The organism is Blastococcus sp. CT_GayMR20 (genome assembly GCF_004570345.1).
This window is the reverse complement of record NZ_SPQM01000085.1, coordinates 1-21,006: the sequence shown is the minus strand read 5'-3', so window position 1 is coordinate 21,006 and position 21,006 is coordinate 1. Positions and strand designations below refer to the sequence as shown.

The following is a 21,006-nucleotide window of genomic DNA, read 5'->3' as shown; positions in this document are numbered from 1 at the left end:
GGTCACGTGCACGCCGATCGGGCGGTCGCCCACGTGACCGGCGCCGAGGTCAGCGAGCGTGACCGGGAGCAGCAGCGCGGCGAAGGTGCCGAGGAACGGCAGCGCGCCGACGGCGAGCCGCGGTCCCGCGGCGACCGCTCCGAAGGCCACCGCCACCGCGAGGTTCCACGCGCCGGTCTCGTGCGCCATGTGCACCGGCGCACTCATCGCCGCCGTCCCGGAGGCCAGCGCCGGCCACGCCAGTCCCGCCTGGGCCACGGCGACCGCGACCAGGGCGAGGCGCAGGGCAGTGCCGGCCAGGCGCGACCGCGCGGCGACGGCCGCACCCGGCAGCTCCCGGGGCAGCGCGGCGAGGACGGCGGCCGTGAGATCGGGCACAGGCGGGGCCGGCGCCAGCCGTGCACGCCGGGTCACCCGGGCGGCCGCCTCCGCCCACGAGGAGCACGCGGGGCAGACCGCGAGGTGCTGGTCGAGCGCGCCGGCGGGCATCCCGAGCGGCTCGCCGTCGAGCCGCGCGGAGGCCGCCTCACGGAATTCGGGGCAGGGCATGTCCTATTGGTCGTCGCCCGACCGTGTCTGGTTCCCGTCCGATCCCAGATCGATGGACGAACATGGGGGCGTGGACGAGTTGCAGGGCATCGCAGAGGACGCCGCCGCCGGCGATCCGCTGGCCGCCGCGGCGCTCGTCCGCGCCACCCAGTCCGACGTCTGGCGGCTGTGCGCCGCACTCGGTGACCGCGAGGCGGCCGACGACCTGACCCAGGAGACGTATCTGCGCGCCTTCGGGTCGCTGCACCGCTTCGAGCACCGGTCGTCGGTGCGGACCTGGCTGCTGGCCATCGCGCGCCGCGTCTGCGCCGACGCCGTCCGCTCGCGCCGCCGACGCCGGCTGACGCTGGTCCGCGACACCGCCGACCTGGAGGCCCTGTCCGCGGGACCGGGGGCCCCGACCGACGCCGTCGCCGAGGGCGCCACCGTGGCCGACCTGCTGTCCCGGCTGGACCCCGACCGGCGGGAGGCCTTCGTGCTCACCCAGCTGCTGGGTCTGCCCTACGCCGAAGCCGCGGAGGTCGCCGACTGCCCCGTCGGCACCATTCGCTCCCGCGTCGCCCGCGCCCGCGCCGACCTGCTGGAGTCCCTCGCCGGAGTGGACGACGACGACGCGAAGGGCGACGCCGCCCACGCCTGAGCACGTGGCGCGCTGAGCGGCCCGGTCGGCCACCTATGCTGCCCGACGGCCGTGCGTTCACCTCCAGGACGCCGTCCGTTTCCCCTCCCGATACGGAGCCGACGCGTGCCCTTCAGCCTGACCCCCAAGGACTCGAGCTTCTACCCGCTGTTCACCGCCTCGGCGGAGAACCTGGTGGCCGCCACCGACGTCCTCAGCGAGTTCATCCACGACCACGCCCGCCGGCCCGAGCTGAACGACCGGCTGCGGGACCTCGAGCACGCGGGTGACCAGACGACGCACGCGATCTTCCGCCAGCTCAACACGAGCTTCGTCACGCCGTTCGACCGCGAGGACATCTACAACCTCGCCAGCGACCTCGACGACGTCATGGACTTCGTCGAGGCCGCGGCCGACCTCGTCATCCTCACCGGCCTGGGAACCCTGCCCGCCGAGATGAGCCAGCAGGTGTCGCTGCTGCAGCGCTGCGCCCAGACCACCGCCGAGGCGATGCCCCGGTTGCGGACCCTCAAGGACCTCGCCGACTACTGGATCGAGGTGAACCGGCTGGAGAACGAGGCGGACAAGCTGTACCGGCGACTGCTGTCGCGGCTCTACAGCGGGGAGTTCGACGCGCTGGAGATCCTCAAGCTCAAGGAGGTCGCCGACCAGCTCGAGGAGGCGGCCGACGCGTTCGAGCACGTGGCCAACGTGGTCGAGACGATCGCCGTCAAGGAGTCCTAGACACGTATGGATCTCTGCTGATGGACGCGGCCTTCATCGGTCTGATCGTCATCGTCCTGGTTGCTCTGGCGTTCGACTACACCAACGGTTTCCACGACGCGGCCAACGCGATCGCCGTCGCCGTCTCGACCAAGGCGCTGACCCCCCGCGTGGCGCTCGCGCTGGCCGCGGTGATGAACCTGGTCGGGGCGCTGCTCTCGACGGAGGTCGCCAAGACCGTCGGGGCGGGGATCATCGAACCGCCCGAGGGCACCGACGGGCTGGTGATCGTCTTCGCAGCCCTCATCGGGGCGATCACCTGGAACCTGATCACCTGGTGGTTCGGCCTGCCCTCGTCGTCGTCGCACGCCCTGATCGGCGGGCTGGTCGGCGCCGCGTTGGCAGCGTCCTGGGGCGTGCAGTGGATGGGCGTCCTCGACAAGGTCATCATCCCGATGGTCCTGTCGCCCCTGGTCGGCTTCGGCCTGGGCTACCTGTTCATGCTCGCGATCCTGTGGACCTTCCGGAACGCCAACGTCTCCAAGGCCAACCGCGGGTTCCGCACCGCGCAGATCTTCAGCTCCGGGACGATGGCCCTCGGCCACGGCATGCAGGACGCCCAGAAGACGATGGGCATCATCACCCTGGCGCTCTTCACCGCCGGCGAGATCGACACCTTCGACGTGCCGTTCTGGGTGGTCCTGGCCGCGGCCGCCGCCATCAGCGCCGGAACGTACGCCGGCGGCTTCCGCATCATGCGGACCATGGGACGACGCATCATCCAGCTGACGCCGGCCGGGGGGTTCGCCGCGCAGACGGTCGCCTCCAGCGTCATGGTGACGACCGCGACGGTCTTCGCCGTCCCCGTGTCGACCACGCACATCACGACGACCTCGATCATGGGCGTCGGGTCCACCCGCCGGTTCTCCGCCGTGCGATGGGGCGTCGCGGGCAACATCGTGGTGGCCTGGATCGTGACCCTGCCCGCGGCGGGTGGGGTCGCGGCGGTCGCCTACTTCCTGACCGATCTCGCCGTCGGCTGAGAAGGTGGTGGCCGAGGCCGCGCGGTCACGTTAGACAGAGCACCCATGGGAGACGACCGCCGGCCAGCAGCGCCCGTGGCCGGCGGTTCCGCCAGCGAGCCGGTCGCGCTCGGCACCGCACCGGGCCGCTGGCTCGTCGTCGTCACGGTGCTGGCGTCGGGGATGGCGTTCCTCGACGGAACCGCGGTCCAGGTCGCGCTGCCGGCCATCGGCCGCGAGCTGGGATCCACGCTGTCAGGACTCCAGTGGACGGTCACCGGCTACACGCTCACGCTGGCCGCGCTCATCCTGCTCGGCGGCTCGCTCGGTGACCGCTACGGCCGCCGTCGCGTCTTCCTGATCGGGGTCGGCTGGTTCGCCGCCGCGTCCCTGCTCTGCGGGCTGGCGCAGAGCACCGGTCAGTTGGTGGCCGCCCGGGCCCTGCAGGGAGTGGGCGGGGCGCTGCTGACCCCGGGCAGCCTGGCGCTGATCCAGTCGTCGTTCCGGCCCGGTGACCGGGCTCGGGCGATCGGCATCTGGTCGTCGCTGGCCGGGATCGCGGGTCTCGTCGGCCCCTTCCTCGGCGGCGTCCTGATCGACACGGTGAGCTGGCGGCTGGTCTTCCTCATCAACGTGCCGATCGCCGTCCTGATCGTCCTCGTGGCCGGCCGCCACGTGCCGGAGAGCCGCGATCCGGCCCACCACGGCCGGTTCGACTACGCCGGTGCGGTGCTCGGTGCACTGGCCCTGGGCGGGGTGACCTACGCGCTGATCGAAGGGGGCGAGAACATGCTGCGCCCCGACGTGGTGACCGCCGCGGTGACCGGGCTGGCGGCCGGCGCGGCGTTCCTCGTGCGCGAACGGAGGGCGGCCGACCCGATGCTGCCGCCATGGTTGTTCCGCGACCGGCAGTTCAGCGGGGCCAACCTGTCCACGCTGGCCGTCTACGGGGCGCTCGGCGGCAGCAGCCTGTTCCTGGTCCTGCAGCTGCAGACGGTCCTGGGCTACGACGCGACCGGGGCGGGGGCGGCGCTGCTCCCCTCGATCCTGCTCATCACGCTGCTCTCGCCGCAGGGCGGGGCACTGGCCCAGCGGATCGGCCCGCGGCTGCCGATGACGCTCGGACCGCTGATCGTCGCCGCGGGCACGCTGCTGCTGGCCGGCGTGGACGGCGGCCGTCCCTACGTGCTCGAGGTGCTGCCCGGGTCGCTGCTGCAGGGGCTCGGGATGGCCCTGCTCATCGCCCCGCTGACCGCGACCGTGCTGGCCGCCGCGCCGGACGCGCTGGCGGGCATCGCCAGCGGGGTGAACAACGCCGTGGCCCGTGCCGCGCAGCTCCTGGCCGTGGCCGCCCTACCGGTCGCCGTGGGGCTGTCCGGGGACGACTACGCCGAGCCCCTCGCCTTCACCGACGGCTACCGGACGGCGATGATCGCCTGCGCGGCACTGTTCGCCCTGGGGGGCGTGGCAGCCTGGCTGACCATCCGGAACGACGTGCTCCACCACTGATCCCGCAGGGTGGGACACCCTTTGGGCATATCTCGATCGATCTGGTAGACATAGCGCCGTGGCGGCGACGGCGGTGCTCCTCGTGGGGCGGATCCACGTCGACCTGCTGCGCGTCTGCGCCAGTCGCTGTCCGGGCTGCTGACTCCCGCGCCTGAGGCGCTCCCCCATCGTTCTCCCGCAGCGCTGCGGCCTGTTCCCGCGCGCTGCGGTTCCTGAGACTCGGAGTTCAGTCCCGTGAAGACCCTTGTTCTGCTCGCCCTCGTCGGTCTGGGCGCGCAGCTGGTGGACGGCAGCCTCGGCATGGCCTACGGCGTGACGTCCACCACCCTGCTGCTCGCCATCGGCACCAACCCGGCCGCCGCGTCGGCCACCGTGCACCTCGCCGAGATCGGCACGACCCTCGCCTCGGGTCTGTCGCACTGGAAGTTCGGCAACGTCGACTGGAAGGTCGTCGCCAAGATCGGCCTGCCGGGCGCGGTCGGCGCCTTCGCCGGCGCTACGTTCCTGTCCTACCTCTCCACCGAGGTCGCCGCCCCGGTGATGTCCCTGATCCTGCTCACCCTCGGCGCCTACATCCTGATCAGGTTCACGCTCCGGGGGATCGATCGCCGGCACCTGGGCAAGCCGATGCGCAAGCGCTTCCTCGGCCCGCTCGGCCTGGTGGCCGGTTTCGTCGACGCCACCGGTGGCGGCGGCTGGGGGCCGGTCGGCACGCCGGCCATCCTGGCCAGCGGCCGGATGGAGCCCCGCAAGGTCATCGGCTCGATCGACACGTCCGAGTTCATCGTGGCCCTGGCCGCGAGCCTCGGCTTCCTGCTGGCGCTGGGCTCGCAGGGCATCAACGCGGTGTGGGTCGCCGGCCTGCTCGCCGGCGGGCTGGTCGCTGCTCCCATCGCTGCCTGGCTGGTGCGGCACATCCCGCCGCGGCTGCTCGGCTCGCTCGTCGGCGGGATGATCATCCTGACCAACACCCGCACGCTGCTGAAGAGCGACTGGATCGATGCGGGCGACGCGACGCGCTACTCCGTCTACGCCGTGCTGTACGTCGTCTGGGCTGCGGCCGTCGTCCACTCCTACCGCGCGTACCGCAGGGACCGGGCGCTGGAGTCGGCCGACGCGATCGCGGCGGTGGCCGAGCGCAACGTGGTCGCCGACGTCCGGAACGACGGCTTCGACGAGGCGCTGGCGGACGGTCAGCTGTCCGCCGGACGCCCGAGCGCCCCGCGCGACTGACACTGAGCGCACCGGGGCTCGCCCGTCGTCCTGGCTCACCGTGTGGGGTCCTGGCTCACCGTCGATGGTGAGCCAGGACCACTGGTGATCAGGTCACCTGATCATCAGCGATTCGGCCGAGGAGCTTCGCCTCCAGCTCGGCGGGGAGCCCGGGCTCCGGGCGGTGGGCCAGCTTCTGCATCGGTGGGCGCCCGTTCACCCGCAGCCACGCCCACGTGTCCGCGACGGACTCGGCCAGCGGCCGGCTCGGCAGCCCCAGCTCGCGCGCACGCGTGGTGTCGACGTCCCACGCCGTCCGGGCGACGTCGGCCGGAAGCCACAGGGGCAGGTGCACCCACGGCTCGACGCCGGCCGACAGCAACTCCTCCTCGGGCACCGGGACCCACTCCGCGTCACTCCCGGTGACCTCGCGGCAGAGATCGAGCAGGCCGCCGAGGGTCGTCATGCCCACCGGTCCGGTGGCGTTCACCGCCCCGGACAGCCCGCGCTCGGCGGCTCCCACGAGCCAGGCGGCGAGGTCGCGGGCGTCGACGGCGGCGATCGGCTGGTCCAGCGCATCCGGCACGACGACCCGGCCGCCACGGGAGATGCGGTCGAGCCACCAGCCGAGGCGGTGGATGGGATCGTGCGGGCCGATGATCAGACCCGCCCGCGCGGTGAGGAACCCGTCGCCGACCGCGGCGCCGATCGTGCGCTCGGCGAAGGCCTTGACCGGCCCGTACTCGTCGTCGTCGGTGCTCCACGTCGGCTCGGCGTCCTCCGGACCCAGGGGCCCGGGCGGCCAGTTCGCGTAGGCGTTGAGGCTGCTGACGAAGGCGTATCCGCGGACCTCGCTCAGCGCGGCGGCCGCGTTCTCCGCCGCGGCGCGCGTCTGGCACGAGGTGTCGACGACGAGCTCGGGCGCCCAGCCGTCGAGGGCTGCCGGCAGCGCGGCGGGGTCGTCCCGGTCGCCGTGCAGGGCGCGGACGCCGTCGGGCGGATCGCCGGAGACGCCCCTGGTGAACGTGGCGACGTCGTGACCGCGGTCGAGCGCCGCCGTGACCACATGCCGGCCGAGGAAGTGGGTGCCACCGAGGACGAGAAGCCGCATGGCCTCACTCCAGCCGAGCCGCTCCCCCGCCGTCCAGCCGGTTCGCGGCGGGCGGAACTACACGGCCCGGCGGTACTCCGGCACCTGGGGCAGCGGCGTGGAGCGGGCGGCGGCGAGGACCATCTGCGGCGAGCGCGGCAGGCCGCGCCGGGTGCACAGGCGCAGTGCCCGCGCACCGGTGAGGACGTCGGTCTCCGGCGGCACGACCAGCAGGTCCGCCCGCCGGGCACCGCCGTCCCACGTCAGGCAGACGACGCCGGGATCCATGCTGCGGAACCCACCGGTGCGCACGATCCGGTCGGAGACGACGAGCTTGCGGTCGACCGACGACCAGGCATCCAGCGGATAGGTGAAGCGCTCGACGCGCACGCCGCGGCGGTCGAGCTCGGCGATCAGCTCCGGCAGCTCGACGGCGAGGTCGCGCGTGCGGGGGAACCAGGCGCCGTCGAAGTGCGAGCTCCCGTCGCCGGCGTTCGCTCGAAGACTCACCCGGACGTCGATGCCGCCCCGGAACCCCGCATCCAGAGCCGTTCGGGGAATCGTCGTCATCAGCGCTCGGCCGCCTCTCGTTCGCTCGACCGGGCCCGCGGCACACGGACCCACCGGCAACGTACGTCGAGGTGGACGCGCGGTTCGGGGAGGCGGAGGCGGGCGGGTCGCCGTCCTCCGGCCCGTCGTCACGACCCGTGCCCGACCGGCCACCCGGCTTGCGGCGGGTCCTCCGTCAGACGGGCTTCGGCTTGCGGTTCTTGGCCTTGCCGCGCTCGGTCTGGTCGAGCACCACCTTGCGGATGCGGACGGTCGCCGGCGTGACCTCGACGCACTCGTCCTCGGCGCAGAACTCCAGCGCCTGCTCCAGGTTCAGGATGCGCGGCGGGATCAGGCGCTCGAGCTCCTCGGAGGTGCTCTTGCGCATGTTGGTGAGCTTCTTCTCCTTGGTGATGTTCACGTCCATGTCGTCCGGACGGGAGTTCTCACCGACGATCATGCCCTCGTAGACCTCGGTGCCGGGCTGGACCATGAGCTGGCCGCGCTCCTGCAGGGAGAACATCGAGTAGGTCGTCGCCAGGCCCTGCCGGTCGGCGACCAGCGAGCCGGTCGGGCGGGCCCGCATGTCGCCCAGCCACGGCTCGTAGCCCTCGAGGTTGTGGTTGAGGACGCCGGTGCCGCGGGTCTCGGTGAGGAACTCCGTACGGAACCCGATGAGGCCACGCGAGGGGACGATGTACTCCATCCGCGCCCAGCCGGTGTCGTGGTGGACCAGGTTCTCCAGCCGCGCGCGACGGGTGGCCAGTGCCTGCGTCAAAGTGCCGACGTACTCGCCGGGGACGTCGATGGTGACCCGCTCGACCGGCTCGTGCAGCTTGCCGTCGATCTCCTTGGTGACGACGGTCGGCCGGCCGACGGTGAGCTCGAACTCCTCCCGGCGCAGCTGCTCGACGAGGATCGCCAGCGCGAGCTCGCCGCGGCCCTGCATCTCCCAGGTGTCGGGGCGGTCGGTGGGCAGCATCCGCACCGAGACGTTGCCGACCAGCTCCTGGTCGAGGCGGTTCTTGATCAGCCGGGCGGTGAGCTTCTTGCCCGACTTGCCCGACAGCGGCGAGGTGTTGATCCCGATGGTGATCGAGATCGACGGCTCGTCGACGGTCAGCGGCGGCAGCGGGCGTGGGTCGTTCGGGTCGGCGAGGGTGTCGCCGATCATGATGTCCTCGATGCCGGCGATGGCCACCAGCTCACCGGGGCCGGCGCTGTCGGCCGGGGTGCGCGTGAGGCCCTCGGTGACCAGCAGCTCGGTGATCTTGACGTTCTTGATGGTGCCGTCGACCTTGCACCAGGCGACCTGCTGGCCGTTCTTCATCGTGCCGGAGTGGATGCGCAGCAGCGCGAGCCGGCCGAGGTAGGGCGACGCGTCGAGGTTGGTGACCTGCGCGCGCAGCGGCTCCTCGGCGTCGTAGACCGGCGGCGGAACGGTGTCCAGCAGCGTCTTGACCAGCGGCCCGAGATCGGGGCTGTCGGGTGAGGTGCCGTCCTCGGGCCGGTTGAGCGAGGCCTGGCCGGTCTTGCCGTTGCTGTAGACGATCGGGAAGTCGAGGTTGTCCACATCCATGCCGGAGTCCTCGAGCAGTTCCATGAAGAGCTCGTAGGTCTCGTCGACGACCTCGGCGATGCGGGCGTCGGAGCGGTCGGTCTTGTTCACCACGAGGATGACCGGGAGGCCCTTGCCCAGCGCCTTGCGCAGCACGAAGCGGGTCTGCGGCAGCGGACCTTCGGAGGCGTCCACGAGCAGGACGACGCCGTCGACCATCGACAGGCCGCGCTCGACCTCGCCACCGAAGTCGGCGTGGCCCGGGGTGTCCACGATGTTGACGACGACGGGGTTGCCGTTCTCGTCGGCCAGGTGGATCGCGGTGTTCTTGGCGAGGATGGTGATGCCGCGCTCGCGCTCGAGGTCCATCGAGTCCATGACGCGGTCCTGCGTGGAGTCGTTGTCCGTCCCCTCGCCCTTGGACCGCCCGAGGGCGCCCGCCTGGCGGAGGAGGGCGTCGACCAGGGTCGTCTTGCCGTGGTCGACGTGGGCGATGATCGCCACGTTGCGCAGGTCGTCGCGGGTGGGCATGCGAGAAGGCACCTCAGGGAACTCGGGGATTCGGCGCTCTGGTGCGCCCGTCATCTGGAGTAACGGTCGCCGGCACGGCGACCTTCCCATGGTAGTCGCTCAGGCGACGGGGGCGTCCTCGCGCGAGCCGTCGACCACCGCGAACGTCACTCCCGCGGCGGTGAGGGTGACCAGACTCACCGCCAGCCAGGCGGGCAGCCCGACGCCGATGGCCAGCACGTGCGCGAGCACGAAGGCGGCGACGTAGAGCGCGGCGAGTCCCACCGCGACCGGGACGCTGCGCCGGCGCACCCACAGCGCGCCCGCGGCGAGGCCCGCCGCGGCGAAGACGGCGCCGCCGAGCGCACGGACGCCGGTGCCCTGCGCGACACCGAATCCGGCGGCCAGCCCCACGGCCACGAGGACGGCGGAGGGGAACCTGGTGCGCATGAGGGAGGCGGTCGACACGTCGCCCAGTCTCCCCCTCGACATGTCAGCTCCACGATCACGCCCGGATCCGCACGGCGGTGGTCATCCAGGGCCCGAATACCGCCGCCATGCGCATCCCGGCGGTCACCGGAGACAGCACGAGGGCCCCGGACGAGTCGTCCGGGGCCCTCGGCCCCCTGCAGGGCCCCGCCGCGAGCTTGCGAGCGGTGGGGGGCAGGGGGTGTTTCTCAGGCGGTGCGGAGCACGGCCTCGATCTCGAGCTCGACGGTGATCTTGTCGCCGACGACCACGCCGCCGCCGTCCATCGGCATGTCGATGTCGACGCCGTAGGCCTTGCGGGAGATCTCGGTCTTGGCGCTGAAGCCGGCCCGCGTGCCGCCGTAGGCGTCCGGGCCGAAGCCGTTCAGCTCGAGCTCCAGCGTGACGGGCTTGGTGATGCCCTTGATGGTGAGGTCGCCCTCGATCGTCCAGTCGGCGCCGTCGGTCTCGACGGCGGTCGAGCGGAAGGTCATCTCGGTGTGGTTGCCCACGTCGAAGAAGTCAGCGGAGCGGATGTGCGCGTCACGCTGCTCCTGGCGGGTGTCGATCGAGTCCATGTTCACTGTCGCGGTGACGGAGGACTGCGCGGGGTCCTGGGCGGTGACGATCTCGCCGGAGAACTCGCGGAAGTAGCCGCGGACCTTGCTGACCATCATGTGGCGCACGGAGAAGCCGACGGTCGAGTGCGACGCGTCGATGTCCCACGTGCCGACGACGTAGCCGGGGATCTGGACGGCGGTGGAGCTGGTCATGGAAGTTGCCTCCGAGTAATTGAGCGTTTGACCTTCTGCCCGACCGTAGCGTAGTTGATGGCTCAACTATTCCGCCAGTACGATGGGCCCATGACGTCGCAGGTGTCGGATAGGTCACACGGGGATCGGGCGGCGGATGAGCCACGCTGGCTCGACGCCGAGGAGCAGAAGGCCTGGCGCGCCTGGCTCTACAGCACCCAGCTCCTCCAGGACCGCCTGGACCGGGAGCTCACCCACCAGACCGGCATCTCGCACGCCTACTACGAGATCCTCGTCGCGCTGTCGGAGACCCCTGGCCGGATGATGCGGATGAGCGAGCTCGCCGACCGCTGCCTCTCCTCGCGCAGCCGCCTCTCGCACGCGGTGTCCCGGCTCGAGGAGCGGGGCTGGGTCCGGCGGCAGGTCTGCGCCGAGGACGGCCGCGGTCAGCTGGCGGTGCTCACCGACGAGGGCTTCGCCGCGCTCGAGGCGGCGGCGCCGGTCCACGTCGAGAGCGTGCGCACGCACCTGTTCGACCAGCTCTCCCCCGCCCAGGTCGCGGCCATGCGCGACATCGGCGAGACCCTCCTCCGCCACCTCGATCCGTCCTCCTGAGCGGAGCGCCCCGTCAGGTCGGGCCGAGCTCGCGGAAGTACTTGTCGGGAGTGATCGGCAGGTCGCGGATGCGCAGTCCCGTGGCGTGCCAGTAGGCGTTCGCGACGGCCGCCGCGGCCCCGGTGATGCCGATCTCGCCGATGCCCTTGAGACCGAGCTCGTTGGCCCGCTCGTCCTGGACGTCCAGCCACGAGATGTCGATCTCGCCGATGTCGGCATTGGTCGCGACGTGGTACTCGGCGAGGTCGTGGTTGACGTAGTGGCCGTACCGCTCGTCGGTCACCGACTCCTCGTGCAGCGCCATCGACAGGCCCATGCAGAACCCGCCGAGGAGCTGGGAGCGGGCGGTCTTCGCGTTCACGATCGTGCCGGCGTCGTAGACGCTGGTGGCCCGCGGCACCCGCACCTCGCCGGTGTCCCGGTCGACCCGCACCTCCACGAAGTGGGCGCCGAAGGCGTGCATCGAGTGGGTCTTCGCATGCGGGGACTCCCCCGCCACGCCGCCGTCGACGGTCATCCCGTCGGCCGGGAGCCGGCCGCCGTGCTGCTCGTCGAGCCGCCGGCGCAGGTCGCGAGCCGTCAGCACGATCGCCGAGCCCCATGACGCCAGGCCGGTCGACCCGCCGGCGCCCCCCGCCTGCGGCAGGCGGCTGTCGCCGATGCGCAGGTCCACCGAGCCGAGGTCGGTACCCAGCGCGTCGGCGGCGATCTGCGTCAGGGCCGTCCAGGCGCCGGTGCCGATGTCGGAACCGTCGATCTCGACGGTGTAGCGGCCGGCCCTCGGACCGGAGCCGTCCACGGAGATCCGGCAGTCGGCCTTGCGCCGCCGGGTCGGGTACGTCGCCGCGGCGACCCCCGTGCCGACCAGCCACCGGCCGTCGGCCCGCACTCCCGGACGGGGGTCTCGCCCCGCCCAGCCGAACCGCTCCGACCCGGTGCGCAGGCACGCCACCAGCTCGCGGGTGGACCACGGAACGTCGCGCTCGGGATCGCGTTCGGGCTCGTTCCGGATCCGCAGCTCGACCGGGTCGATGCCGAGGGCCACGGCGAGCTCGTCCATCGCCGACTCCAGCGCGAACATGCCCGGCGTCTCCCCCGGCGCCCGCATGATCGTGGGCGGGGGGACGTCGAGCCGCGCGAGCCGGTGCGTCGTCCGGCGGTGCGGCGCCGTGTACAGCACCCGGGTCGGTGTCGCGGTCTGCTCGGCGAAGTCGTTGATCCGCGAGGTGTGCTCGACGACCTCGTGACTGATCGCGGTCAGCCGGCCCTCCGGGTCGGCGCCGAGCCGGACCCGCTGGATCGTGGGCGTGCGGTGCCCGACGAGGGAGAACATCTGCTGCCGGGTCAGCTCGAAGACCACGGTCCGCCCCACCACGCGGGCGGCCATGGCGGCGAGGATCTGGTTCGGGTGGGTGAACGCTTTCGAGCCGAAGGCGCCCCCGACGTACGGCGAGATCACGCGGACCTGGTCCGCCTCGAGCCCGAGGCCTTTCCGCAGGTCCCGGACGATGGTGTGCGGACCCTGGTTCGCGTCCCACAGGGTGAGCGAGTCGCCGTCCCACCGGGCCATGGACGTGTGCATCTCGATGGGGTTGTTGTGCTGCGTGGGCGTCTCGTAGGTCGCGTCGATGCTCACGGCGGCGGCCGCCAACGCACCGTCGACGTCACCGATCACCGAGTCCGTCTCGAACCCGGCCATCAGCTCGCCGGGCGCGTAGAGGTCGGCGCGTCCGGTGCTCAGCGCGACGTCCGGCGCCTCGGCGGCGTACTCCACCAGCACGGCGCCGACCGCCGCCCTGGCGATCTCCGAGGTCTCCGCGACGACGGCCGCGACGATCTGCCCCTGGTAGTGCACGTCGAGGGTCTGCAGCACCGGGAGGTCCGACGTGAGCCCGTCGCCCAGCCGTGGCGCGTTCGCCGGGGTGAGGACGGCGATCACCCCGGGCATCGCCTCGGCGCGGGCCGGGTCGAGGCGGCTGATCCGGCCCCGGTTGACCGTGCTCTGGACGACCGCGAGATGGGCGATCGGCTCGCCCGGGTCCTGCTCGTAGGCGTAGGGCGCGGTGCCGCGGACCTTGGCCGGTCCGTCGATGCGGTCGATACCCGCACCGACGATGCGGTCGACGGTGGTCATCGGGATCCCTCCGCGAGCTCCAGCAGCGTGCGGACGACGACGTTGCGGGCCAGCGGAACCTTGAACCCGTTGTCCCGGAGCGGACGGGCCGCGGCGAGCTCGGCCGCCGCGGCCGCGGTGAAGGCCTCCTCCGTCGCCGGCCGACCGAGCAGCGCCTGCTCGGCGGTGGTCGCGCGCCAGGGCCGGTGCGCCACTCCCCCGAGGGCCAGGCGGACGTCGCGGACCACGCCGTCCTCGACGCGGAGCGCCGCCGCCACGCTGACCAGCGCGAAGGCGAAGGACGCCCGGTCGCGCACCTTGCGGTAGCCGGAGGCCAGGTCCAGGGGCGGGAGATCGACGGCGGTGATCAGCTCGCCGTGCCGCAGCGTGCTGTCGCGGGACGGGTCGTCGCCGGGCAGGCGGTGCAGGTCGGCGACCGGCATCACGCGCTCCCCGTCGGGCCCCAGCAGGCGGACGGCGGCGTCGAGGGCGAGCATCGCGACGGCCATGTCCGACGGATGGGTCGCCACGCAGGTGCCGGGCCCGTCCAGCGTCTGACCGAGGATCGCGTGGTTGCGGTGCACCCCCTCCAGCGCACCGCACCCCGTGCCGGGAGCGCGCTTGTTGCAGGGCTTGGTCACGTCGGTGAAGTAGCCGCACCGCGTGCGCTGGAGCAGGTTGCCGCCGGTCGTCGCCCGGTTGCGCAGCTGACCCGAGGCGCCGGCCAGCAGCGCCTGCGCGAGGACCGGGAAGCGCTCCCGCACCCGCCGGTCGGCGGCGAGATCGGCGTTCGGTACCCCCGCGCCGATCCGCAGCCCGCCGTCCGGAAGGTCGGTGACCTCGGTCGAGGTCAGTCGCCGCACGTCGACAAGGACGTCGGGGGTGGCGACCCCGAGCTTCATCAGGTCGACGAGATTGGTGCCGCCACCGAGGAAGGCACCGTCCGGGGCATTGGTCAGCAGGGCGACGGCGGCGCGGGCGTCGGCTGCGCGCTCGTACCGGAACTCCCTCACCGACGCACACCCTCGGCCTCGGCGACGGCGGCCACCGCCGGCACGATGTTGGCGTACGCGGCGCACCGGCAGAGATTGCCGCTCATCCGCTCGCGGATCTCCGCGTCGGTGAGGTCCGGCTCGTCGGTGACGGTGCCCGTGGCGGCGCTGGGCCAGCCGCGGCGGACCTCCTCGATCATCCCGGCCGCGGAGCAGATCTGGCCGGGGGTGCAGTAGCCGCACTGGAAGGCGTCGTACTCGACGAAGGAGCGGTGCAGCGGGTGCGGGTCGCCGTCGTCGGCCAGCCCGTCGGAGGTGGTCACCTCGGCGTCCCCGACCGTGACGGCGAGGATCAGGCAGCTGTTGACCCGTCGGCCGTCGAGCAGCACGGTGCAGGCGCCGCACTGCCCGTGGTCGCAGCCCTTCTTCGGGCTGGTGTTGCGCAGGCGCTCGCGGAGCGCGTCGAGCAGGGTCGTCCGGGTGTCGACCGTCAGCGGGTGCACCACCCCGTCGACCCGCAGCGTGATCTGGGTGTCCACGCAGCGGTCCTGCCCCGGCACCGGGTGTGCACAAACGATCTAGTGCGCAACCGACCACCGGGCGGACGGCCGGGAAGAACTTCCCTGCCGAGCGGTGATCCGGCTCCCTGGTTCCTGGGAGAGCCGGAGCAGCAACCTCGTCGTCGACACCGATCCACTCCCGGAAGGACGACTCCCATGTCGACGACAACCGCCCCCCGCACCGCGACGGCCGGACTGGTCGGCGGGGCCCTGTGGGCCCTCCTGCCGATCGCGTCGAACGCGGCCGACGTGAACGACGTCGAGTTCGGGACGCTCCCGTTCGTGGCGGTCATGGCCACGTACTGGGCGTTCGCCGTGCTCGGACCGGCCTTGATCGTGGCCGGCCTGGTGGCACTGCGACGGTCGCTCGGTACGGACGCCGGACGGGTGGGCGCCCTCGGCCTGGTCCTCGCCATGGTGGGGACGGCCGCCATGTCCCTCGGCGTCGGCATCGAGGCGGCGTCGATCAGTCTCGGCGGCGGCGAGGTGCCGCTCGGCCACGCGATGCTGCTGATCGGCTTCCTCGTCAGCATCGTGGGCGGGATCGTCGTCGGCATCGTCCTCGCGCGGCGACGCCGCGAGGGTCTCTACCGCGCCGCGGGCCTGCTCCTGGCCTTCGCCCTCCCCCTGGGGATCGGCCTCGGATTCCTGGGCTCGAGCCTCGACCCCGACAACGACGCGTGGTTCTGGGCCGCCATCAGCGTGCCCACGGGCATCGCCTGGGTGCTGCTCGGCACCGCGCTCCGGTCGGTCCGCCGGGCGCCCACCGCCGAGTTCGCGACGGCGTCCTGAGACCGTCCGTCCGGAGGGCCGCACCGGCTGGTGCGGCCCTCCGTTGACGGCCGGATCCCCGGCGCGCAATCGTGCCCACGCAGACCGAGGAGGAGACGGTGACCAGCCAGCTCGTGACGCCTCCCGGAACGGTGGCGCCCGAGCCGGCCCGGAGGGGCTGGGTCTCGCGCGCGGTCGCCTGGTCGGTCGTGCCGGTCTACCTGTTCGGGGTCGGGTCGAACCTCGTCCTTCAGCGACGGCTCGGCTCGCCGGGCCTGGACCCCGTCGAGGGCATGCTCCTGTGGCTCGGCTTCGGCATGTTCGCGGCCATGGGGGCCCTGCTCATCGGGAAGCGGCCGCGCAACGCCGTGGGGTGGGTCATGGCGGGGGCCGCAGTGCTGCTCGCGCTGGCACCGGCCGGTGACCACTACGCCGCCTGGGTCCTGACGACGTCCGGCCGGGCCGACCCCCTCGCCGTGCTCGGCGCCTGGGTGCAGGGGTGGTACTGGCTGCTGATGCTGTGGCTGGTGTTCGCCGTCCTCCCGGTGATCTTCCCCGACGGCCGGCTGCCGTCCCGACGCTGGCGGCTACCCGTCGGGGCCGGGGCGGTCGGGGCGGTCGCGATCGTCGTCTCCGGCATGCTGCCTGACACCCTGACCGGCCAGGACGTCGACTACCGCATCGCGAACCCGATCGGCATCGACGGTCTCCCCGGCGCCGAGGAGCAGGCCCTCTTCCCGGTGTTCAGCGGCCTGTCCCTCATCGGCATCGTCACCGCGGTGGCGGCCGTCGTCGTGCGGTTCCGCCGGTCGCGCGGGGCCGGGCGGCAGCAGATGAAGTGGTTCCTCTTCGCGATCGCCCCGGTGCTGGCCCTGCCGGTCACCGAGAGCCTGCCCGGGTGGGTCGGTGGAGGGCTCCTCTTCTGGGTGCTGCTCGGCACGCCGGTCGCCGTCGCCGTGGCCGTGCTGCGCTACCGGCTCGACGGCATCGACGTCGTCATCGACCGCACCCTGGTCTACGGCACCCTGACCGTCCTGGTGGTCGGGATCTACGTGCTCGTCGTCGGCTACCTCGGCGTAGCACTCCGCCGCGAGGACGACCTGCTCGTCTCCCTGGTGGCCACCGGCATCGTGGCCGTCCTGTTCGCGCCGTTGCGGGACCGGCTGCAGCGGGCCGTCAGCCGACTCCTCTACGGCCAGCGCGCCGAGCCGTACGCGGCGCTGTCCCGGCTCGGCGAACGGCTGGAGAGCACGCTCGCCCCCGACGCCGTCCTGCCCGCCATCGTCTCCACCGTGCGGGAGGCGCTGCGGCTGCCGTACGCCGCGATCCGGATCGAGGACCGGATCCCCGTCTACACCGGGGATCCGCCGGCGCGCACCCTCGATCTGCCGCTGCTCTACCAGAACCGGCCGGTGGGCGAGCTCGTCCTGGGTCTCCGCCCAGGAGAGGAGGGTTTCGCCCCCGCCGACCGGCGCCTGCTGGCCGACCTCGCCCGCCAGGCGGGGGTCGCGGTCTCGACCGTGCGGCTCACCGCGGATCTGCAGCGCTCGCGGGAACGGCTGGTCGCCGCGCGCGAGGAGGAACGGCGGCGGTTGCGCCGCGACCTGCACGACGGACTGGGCGCCCAGCTCGCCGGGCTGACGGTGCAGACCGGGGTGCTGCGCGGCCTCATGACCCGCGACCCGGAGGCGGCCGACGCCCTGGTGGCGGAGCTGCGGGCCGAGCTGAAGGCGGCCATCGCCGACATCCGCCGGCTGGTCCACGGCCTGCGGCCGCCGGCGCTGGACGAACTCGGCCTGGTGGGCGCGCTGGAGCAGCTCGCCGAGCGGATCGGCTCGGAGGACGGCGGCGTGACCGTCTCCGTCGAGGTCCCCGACGACCTGCCCGACCTGCCGGCGGCCGTCGAGGTCGCCGCCTACCGCATCGTCTCGGAGGCACTGACCAACGTCGTCCGCCATGCCGGAGCACGGGCCGCGGCGGTCCGGCTGACCGCCGGGACGGACTCCCTGACCGTCGAGGTCACCGACGACGGTGCCGGCCTGCCCGCGGCTCCGACAGCGGGCGTCGGGCTCTCCTCGATGCGGGAACGGGCGGCGGAGATGGGCGGCAGCTGCTCGGTGGAACCGGGGCCGGACGGGGGCACCCGTGTGCTGGCCCGGCTGCCCTTCCCCGGAGGCGCCTGATGGACCCGTTGCGCGTGCTCGTCGTCGAGGACCACCCACTGTTCCGCAAGGGCGTGGTCGCGCTGCTCGACGCGGTCCCGGACCTCACCGTGGCGGGCGTGTGCGTCTCCGGCGAGGAGGCGGTGGCGCGCGCGGCGGAGCTGCGGCCCGACGTCGTCCTCATGGACCTGCAGCTGCCCGGCATGAGCGGCATCGAGGCCACCCGGGCGATCGGAACGGCCGATCCCGACATCCGGGTGCTGGTGCTCAGCCTGTTCGAGGACGAGGACTCGGTGTTCCTCGCGCTGCGCGCCGGCGCCCGCGGCTACGTGCTCAAGGACGCCGACGAGGAGGAGATCACCGGCGCCATCCGGGCCGTCGCGCGGGGTGAAGCGATCTTCAGCCAGGCCGTGGCGGGGCGGGTCCTCGCCTTCTTCGCCCTGCCGCGGCCGGCGCCGAAGGTGTTCCCCGAGCTCACCGAGCGGGAGCGGGAGATCCTCGGGCTGATCGCCCAGGGCCAGCCCAACCCCGCGATCGCCCGCCGGCTGTCGCTGAGCCCGAAGACGGTGGCCAACTACGTGTCGGCGATCTTCGCCAAGCTGCAGGTGGCCGACCGCGCGGAGGCGATGATCCGCGCCCGCGAGGCCGGCCTCGGCAGCTGAGACATCAGGCGAAGGCCGGTTCGGGCCTCGCGGCCGTCCGGCCGCCCCGCGCCAGGAGCCAGCCGCTGATCACCAGCAGCCAGCCGTAGAACAGCAGCTGCACCGCGTCCAGCGCCGGGACGGCGATCGACAGCAGGAGCCCGGCCCCCGCGACGACGGCGAGCGCCGCCAGCCACCGCGGCAGCGCCCCCACGGCGAGCGCGCCGAGACCGAGCAGCAGGACGAACGCGCCGTCGAGGGCGGCGGCGACACCGACGGCGGCGTCGTTGATGCCCAGCAGCGCGGTGACGGTGCCGGCGTCGTAGCGGTCGACCTCCAGGGCGGCCAGGCCGGGCGCGAACGACCCGACCTTGACGGTCACGCCGGCCACGGCCAGCCCGACCACGGCCGTCGGCAGCCACCAGCCCGGCTGGACGCGCAGCCGGGAGGCGACCCGGGCGGCGAGCAGCACCAGCATGAGCAGTCCGGCGCCCTCCAGCCAGATTCCGGCCCAGAACGCCGTCGTCGGCGGGTGCTCCCGCAGGTGCGCCAGCGCCGCCTCGGGTGAGTCCAGCGACGTGGGCATGAACGGTGCGACGAGGAAGACGTAGCCGCCGAAGACCAGCAGGACGTGCAGGATGCCGCCGGCGTCGGCGACGCGGTCGAGGATCGTGGACACGGGAACCTCCGGAGGTGAGTGGACCGGCTGAGCGTGCAGCCGGCCCGCCCCCGTGCACGTCACCTCCCGATCGGTATCGGATCCACCCGTCGGTGGAACGGGGTCCACCCGCAAGAGGACGCCGTCGAGCGCGCGACGGCGCTAGCTTTCCCGCCATGGCTCCCCGGCCGTCCCGCCTCGACGTCTTCTTCGCTGCCGGCTCGGCGGTGATCACCGTGGCCGTGCTGTTCGGGGAGGGCCTGGCCGAGACGAGCGACACGCACATCCCCGGCAGTCGCTGGTGGGTGCTGCCGCTCCTGCTGGTGCCGTCGGCGGCCCTGCTGTGGCGGCGCAGCAACCCCCTCATCACGGTGATCGGCGTCTGGGTGCCCATCGGGCTGCACGCCCTGTTCAGCGGCGAGGGCGGACAAGGTCTCTACGTCGTGTGGCCCGCGTGGGTGAGTCTCTACGCGCTGGCCGCCTACGGCTCGCGCCGCCAGCTCGTGGCCGGCCTCGGTGTGGCCGTCGTCTGCCTCGTCGTCCACGACGTCAACGACCCGCACGCCTGGGGTGCGGACTCCGAGGCCTGGTCGACGGCGTGGTGGGACCTGTTCCTGTTCGTCGCCCCGCTCATCGGCGGCGTGGTCGCGGGCTCCCGCCGCACCCGCACGCTGGCCACCGAGAAGGCGCTGGTCGAGGCGGAGGCACGCGTGGCGGTCGCCGAGGAGCGCGCCCGCATCGCGCGCGAGCTGCACGACGTCGTCACCCACCACGTGAACCTCGTCGTCCTCCAGGCCATGGCCGCCTCGGGCATGCTCGACCGCGATCCCGAGCAGGTCCGCGAGCCGCTGCGGGTGATCGAGGCCAGCGGCCGGGAGGCCCTGACGGAGATGCGCCGCCTGCTCGGGGTGCTCCGCGAGGAGGACGCCGAGCGCCAGTTGGCGCCGCAGCCGGGGGTCGACGACGTCGAGGAGCTCGTCGGCACGGCACGCACGGCCGGTCTGGACGTGGGGTTGGCGGTGTCCGGGACGCCCCGCCGGCTGCCCGCAGGGCTGGCCCTCACCGTGTACCGGATCGTGCAGGAGGCGCTCACCAACGCCGCCCGGCACGCCGCCGGCTCCCGTGTCGGGGTGAGCCTGCGCTACGAGCCCGACGCGGTGGACGTCGCGGTCGTCGACGACGGCGGGGAGCCGCGCGACGACGTGCCGCACGGCGGGCGTGGGCTGCTCGGCATGCGGGAGCGGGTGGCCGTCTTCGCCGGCACGCTGGAGACCGGCCCCTCGGCCGACGGCGGGTTCGCGGTGCACGCCCGGCTCCCCGTGCCACCGGAGGAGCCGTGATCACCGTGCTGGTCGCCGACGACCAGGCACTCATCCGCGACAGCTTCCGGCTGCTCCTCGACCTCGAGCCGGACATGGAGGTGGTCGGGGAGGCACCGGACGGCGCGGAGGCCGTCGCGCAGACGCAGCGGCTCCGGCCGGACGTCGTCCTGATGGACATCCGGATGCCGGTGCTCGACGGCCTCGCCGCCACCCGTGCCCTCACGCGGGCCGGGTCGACCGCGCGCGTGCTGATCCTGACCACCTACGACGCGGACGAGTACCTCTACGACGCGATGCAGGCCGGCGCGTGCGGCTTCCTGCTCAAGGACGTGCGCCGGGAACAGCTGGCCGGGGCGGTGCGGACCGTGGCCGCCGGGGACGCCCTGCTGCACCCGGCCCTGACCCGCCGGCTGGTCGAGCGGTTCGTGCAGGGGCCGCCGCCGGGTGGCCGGCCGGCCGCGCTCGCGGGCCTGACCGAGCGGGAGACCGAGGTGCTCACCCTGGTTGGGCGCGGGCTGTCGAACACCGAGATCGCGGCCGAGCTCTTCCTCGGCGAGGCGACCGTCAAGACCCACCTGGGCCGCGTGCTCATGAAGCTCGGGCTGCGCGAC

At 73.0% G+C, this 21,006-nt stretch carries 21 protein-coding genes; 11 read left to right on the top strand and 10 right to left on the bottom strand.

What is annotated here, in order from left to right; genetic code table 11:
* On the bottom strand, positions 1 to 549 hold a 549-nt coding region (locus tag E4P40_RS17935; protein WP_135159883.1), incomplete at its 3' end, for a zf-HC2 domain-containing protein.
* Positions 550 to 619: 70 nt separating this feature from the next.
* Between E4P40_RS17935 and E4P40_RS17930 the strand changes: the two genes are divergently transcribed.
* From E4P40_RS17930 to E4P40_RS17910, 5 genes are all read left to right on the top strand, one after another.
* Positions 620 to 1,189, top strand: a complete 570-nt coding sequence (locus tag E4P40_RS17930; RefSeq protein ID WP_135159882.1) for a sigma-70 family RNA polymerase sigma factor — start codon at positions 620 to 622, stop codon at positions 1,187 to 1,189.
* 105 nt (positions 1,190 to 1,294) lie between these two features.
* Positions 1,295 to 1,912 carry a DUF47 family protein gene (locus E4P40_RS17925; protein WP_135159881.1) on the top strand — a complete coding sequence of 206 codons (618 nt, stop codon included), beginning with the start codon at positions 1,295 to 1,297 and terminating at the stop codon, positions 1,910 to 1,912.
* Between the two features lie 20 nt (positions 1,913 to 1,932).
* Positions 1,933 to 2,934, top strand: a complete 1,002-nt coding sequence (locus tag E4P40_RS17920) for an inorganic phosphate transporter (protein WP_135159880.1) — start codon at positions 1,933 to 1,935, stop codon at positions 2,932 to 2,934.
* Positions 2,935 to 2,979: 45 nt separating this feature from the next.
* A complete protein-coding gene (locus tag E4P40_RS17915; protein WP_135159879.1) occupies positions 2,980 to 4,422 on the top strand; it encodes a DHA2 family efflux MFS transporter permease subunit in 1,443 nt (480 codons plus the stop codon).
* Between the two features lie 234 nt (positions 4,423 to 4,656).
* Positions 4,657 to 5,655, top strand: coding sequence for a sulfite exporter TauE/SafE family protein (locus E4P40_RS17910; RefSeq protein ID WP_135159878.1), 999 nt, complete (start codon positions 4,657 to 4,659; stop codon positions 5,653 to 5,655).
* A gap of 88 nt (positions 5,656 to 5,743) precedes the next feature.
* On the opposite strand, the gene E4P40_RS17905 is transcribed toward E4P40_RS17910, so the two are convergent.
* From E4P40_RS17905 to E4P40_RS17885, 5 genes are all read right to left on the bottom strand, one after another.
* Complete coding sequence (locus tag E4P40_RS17905; RefSeq protein ID WP_135159877.1) at positions 5,744 to 6,745, bottom strand: NAD-dependent epimerase/dehydratase family protein; 1,002 nt, start codon at positions 6,743 to 6,745, stop codon at positions 5,744 to 5,746.
* 57 nt (positions 6,746 to 6,802) lie between these two features.
* Positions 6,803 to 7,294 (bottom strand): DUF5994 family protein, encoded by a 492-nt coding sequence (locus E4P40_RS17900; protein ID WP_135159876.1) that lies wholly within the window; start codon positions 7,292 to 7,294, stop codon positions 6,803 to 6,805.
* Between the two features lie 175 nt (positions 7,295 to 7,469).
* Entirely contained in the window at positions 7,470 to 9,362 is a 1,893-nt protein-coding gene (gene typA / locus E4P40_RS17895) for a translational GTPase TypA (protein WP_135159875.1), read from the bottom strand.
* A gap of 99 nt (positions 9,363 to 9,461) precedes the next feature.
* The gene (locus tag E4P40_RS17890; protein WP_209305391.1) at positions 9,462 to 9,809 is read right to left on the bottom strand and encodes a hypothetical protein; all 348 of its coding nucleotides are present in this window, start codon (positions 9,807 to 9,809) and stop codon (positions 9,462 to 9,464) included.
* 209 nt (positions 9,810 to 10,018) lie between these two features.
* The gene (locus E4P40_RS17885; RefSeq protein WP_135159874.1) at positions 10,019 to 10,582 is read right to left on the bottom strand and encodes a YceI family protein; all 564 of its coding nucleotides are present in this window, start codon (positions 10,580 to 10,582) and stop codon (positions 10,019 to 10,021) included.
* A gap of 90 nt (positions 10,583 to 10,672) precedes the next feature.
* Between E4P40_RS17885 and E4P40_RS17880 the strand changes: the two genes are divergently transcribed.
* Positions 10,673 to 11,176 carry a MarR family transcriptional regulator gene (locus tag E4P40_RS17880; RefSeq protein WP_135159873.1) on the top strand — a complete coding sequence of 168 codons (504 nt, stop codon included), beginning with the start codon at positions 10,673 to 10,675 and terminating at the stop codon, positions 11,174 to 11,176.
* A 13-nt stretch (positions 11,177 to 11,189) separates the two neighbouring features.
* Here the strand turns inward: E4P40_RS17880 and E4P40_RS17875 are convergent, their stop codons facing one another.
* Genes E4P40_RS17875 through E4P40_RS17865 form a run of 3 tightly spaced genes read right to left on the bottom strand, consistent with a single transcriptional unit; the run spans position 11,190 to position 14,820 of the window.
* Entirely contained in the window at positions 11,190 to 13,310 is a 2,121-nt protein-coding gene (locus E4P40_RS17875) for a xanthine dehydrogenase family protein molybdopterin-binding subunit (RefSeq protein WP_135159872.1), read from the bottom strand.
* On the bottom strand, positions 13,307 to 14,302 hold the full coding sequence (locus E4P40_RS17870; RefSeq protein WP_135159871.1) for a xanthine dehydrogenase family protein subunit M: 996 nt from the start codon (positions 14,300 to 14,302) through the stop codon (positions 13,307 to 13,309). The genes E4P40_RS17875 and E4P40_RS17870 overlap by 4 nt, the downstream gene beginning before the upstream one ends.
* Positions 14,299 to 14,820 carry a 2Fe-2S iron-sulfur cluster-binding protein gene (locus E4P40_RS17865; protein ID WP_135159870.1) on the bottom strand — a complete coding sequence of 174 codons (522 nt, stop codon included), beginning with the start codon at positions 14,818 to 14,820 and terminating at the stop codon, positions 14,299 to 14,301. The genes E4P40_RS17870 and E4P40_RS17865 overlap by 4 nt, the downstream gene beginning before the upstream one ends.
* 177 nt (positions 14,821 to 14,997) lie before the next feature.
* Here E4P40_RS17865 and E4P40_RS17860 point away from each other — a divergent pair, with 177 nt between their 5' ends.
* The 3 genes from E4P40_RS17860 (at position 14,998) to E4P40_RS17850 (ending at position 18,436) form a co-directional block, all read left to right on the top strand.
* Entirely contained in the window at positions 14,998 to 15,633 is a 636-nt protein-coding gene (locus E4P40_RS17860; protein ID WP_135159869.1) for a hypothetical protein, read from the top strand.
* A 98-nt stretch (positions 15,634 to 15,731) separates the two neighbouring features.
* The gene (locus E4P40_RS17855; RefSeq protein WP_135159868.1) at positions 15,732 to 17,795 is read left to right on the top strand and encodes a histidine kinase; all 2,064 of its coding nucleotides are present in this window, start codon (positions 15,732 to 15,734) and stop codon (positions 17,793 to 17,795) included.
* Positions 17,795 to 18,436, top strand: coding sequence for a response regulator transcription factor (locus tag E4P40_RS17850; RefSeq protein WP_135159867.1), 642 nt, complete (start codon positions 17,795 to 17,797; stop codon positions 18,434 to 18,436). The genes E4P40_RS17855 and E4P40_RS17850 overlap by 1 nt, the downstream gene beginning before the upstream one ends.
* A 4-nt stretch (positions 18,437 to 18,440) precedes the next feature.
* On the opposite strand, the gene E4P40_RS17845 is transcribed toward E4P40_RS17850, so the two are convergent.
* Positions 18,441 to 19,094: a hypothetical protein gene (locus E4P40_RS17845; RefSeq protein WP_135159866.1), complete on the bottom strand. Its 654-nt coding sequence runs from the start codon at positions 19,092 to 19,094 to the stop codon at positions 18,441 to 18,443.
* A 155-nt stretch (positions 19,095 to 19,249) separates the two neighbouring features.
* On the opposite strand from E4P40_RS17845, the gene E4P40_RS17840 reads away from it, so the two are divergent.
* Together E4P40_RS17840 and E4P40_RS17835 are read left to right on the top strand one after the other, a co-directional pair.
* Complete coding sequence (locus E4P40_RS17840; RefSeq protein ID WP_135159865.1) at positions 19,250 to 20,413, top strand: histidine kinase; 1,164 nt, start codon at positions 19,250 to 19,252, stop codon at positions 20,411 to 20,413.
* A partial coding sequence (locus E4P40_RS17835; RefSeq protein WP_135159864.1) for a response regulator transcription factor occupies positions 20,410 to 21,006 on the top strand: 597 nt, incomplete at its 3' end. The genes E4P40_RS17840 and E4P40_RS17835, both read left to right, overlap by 4 nt.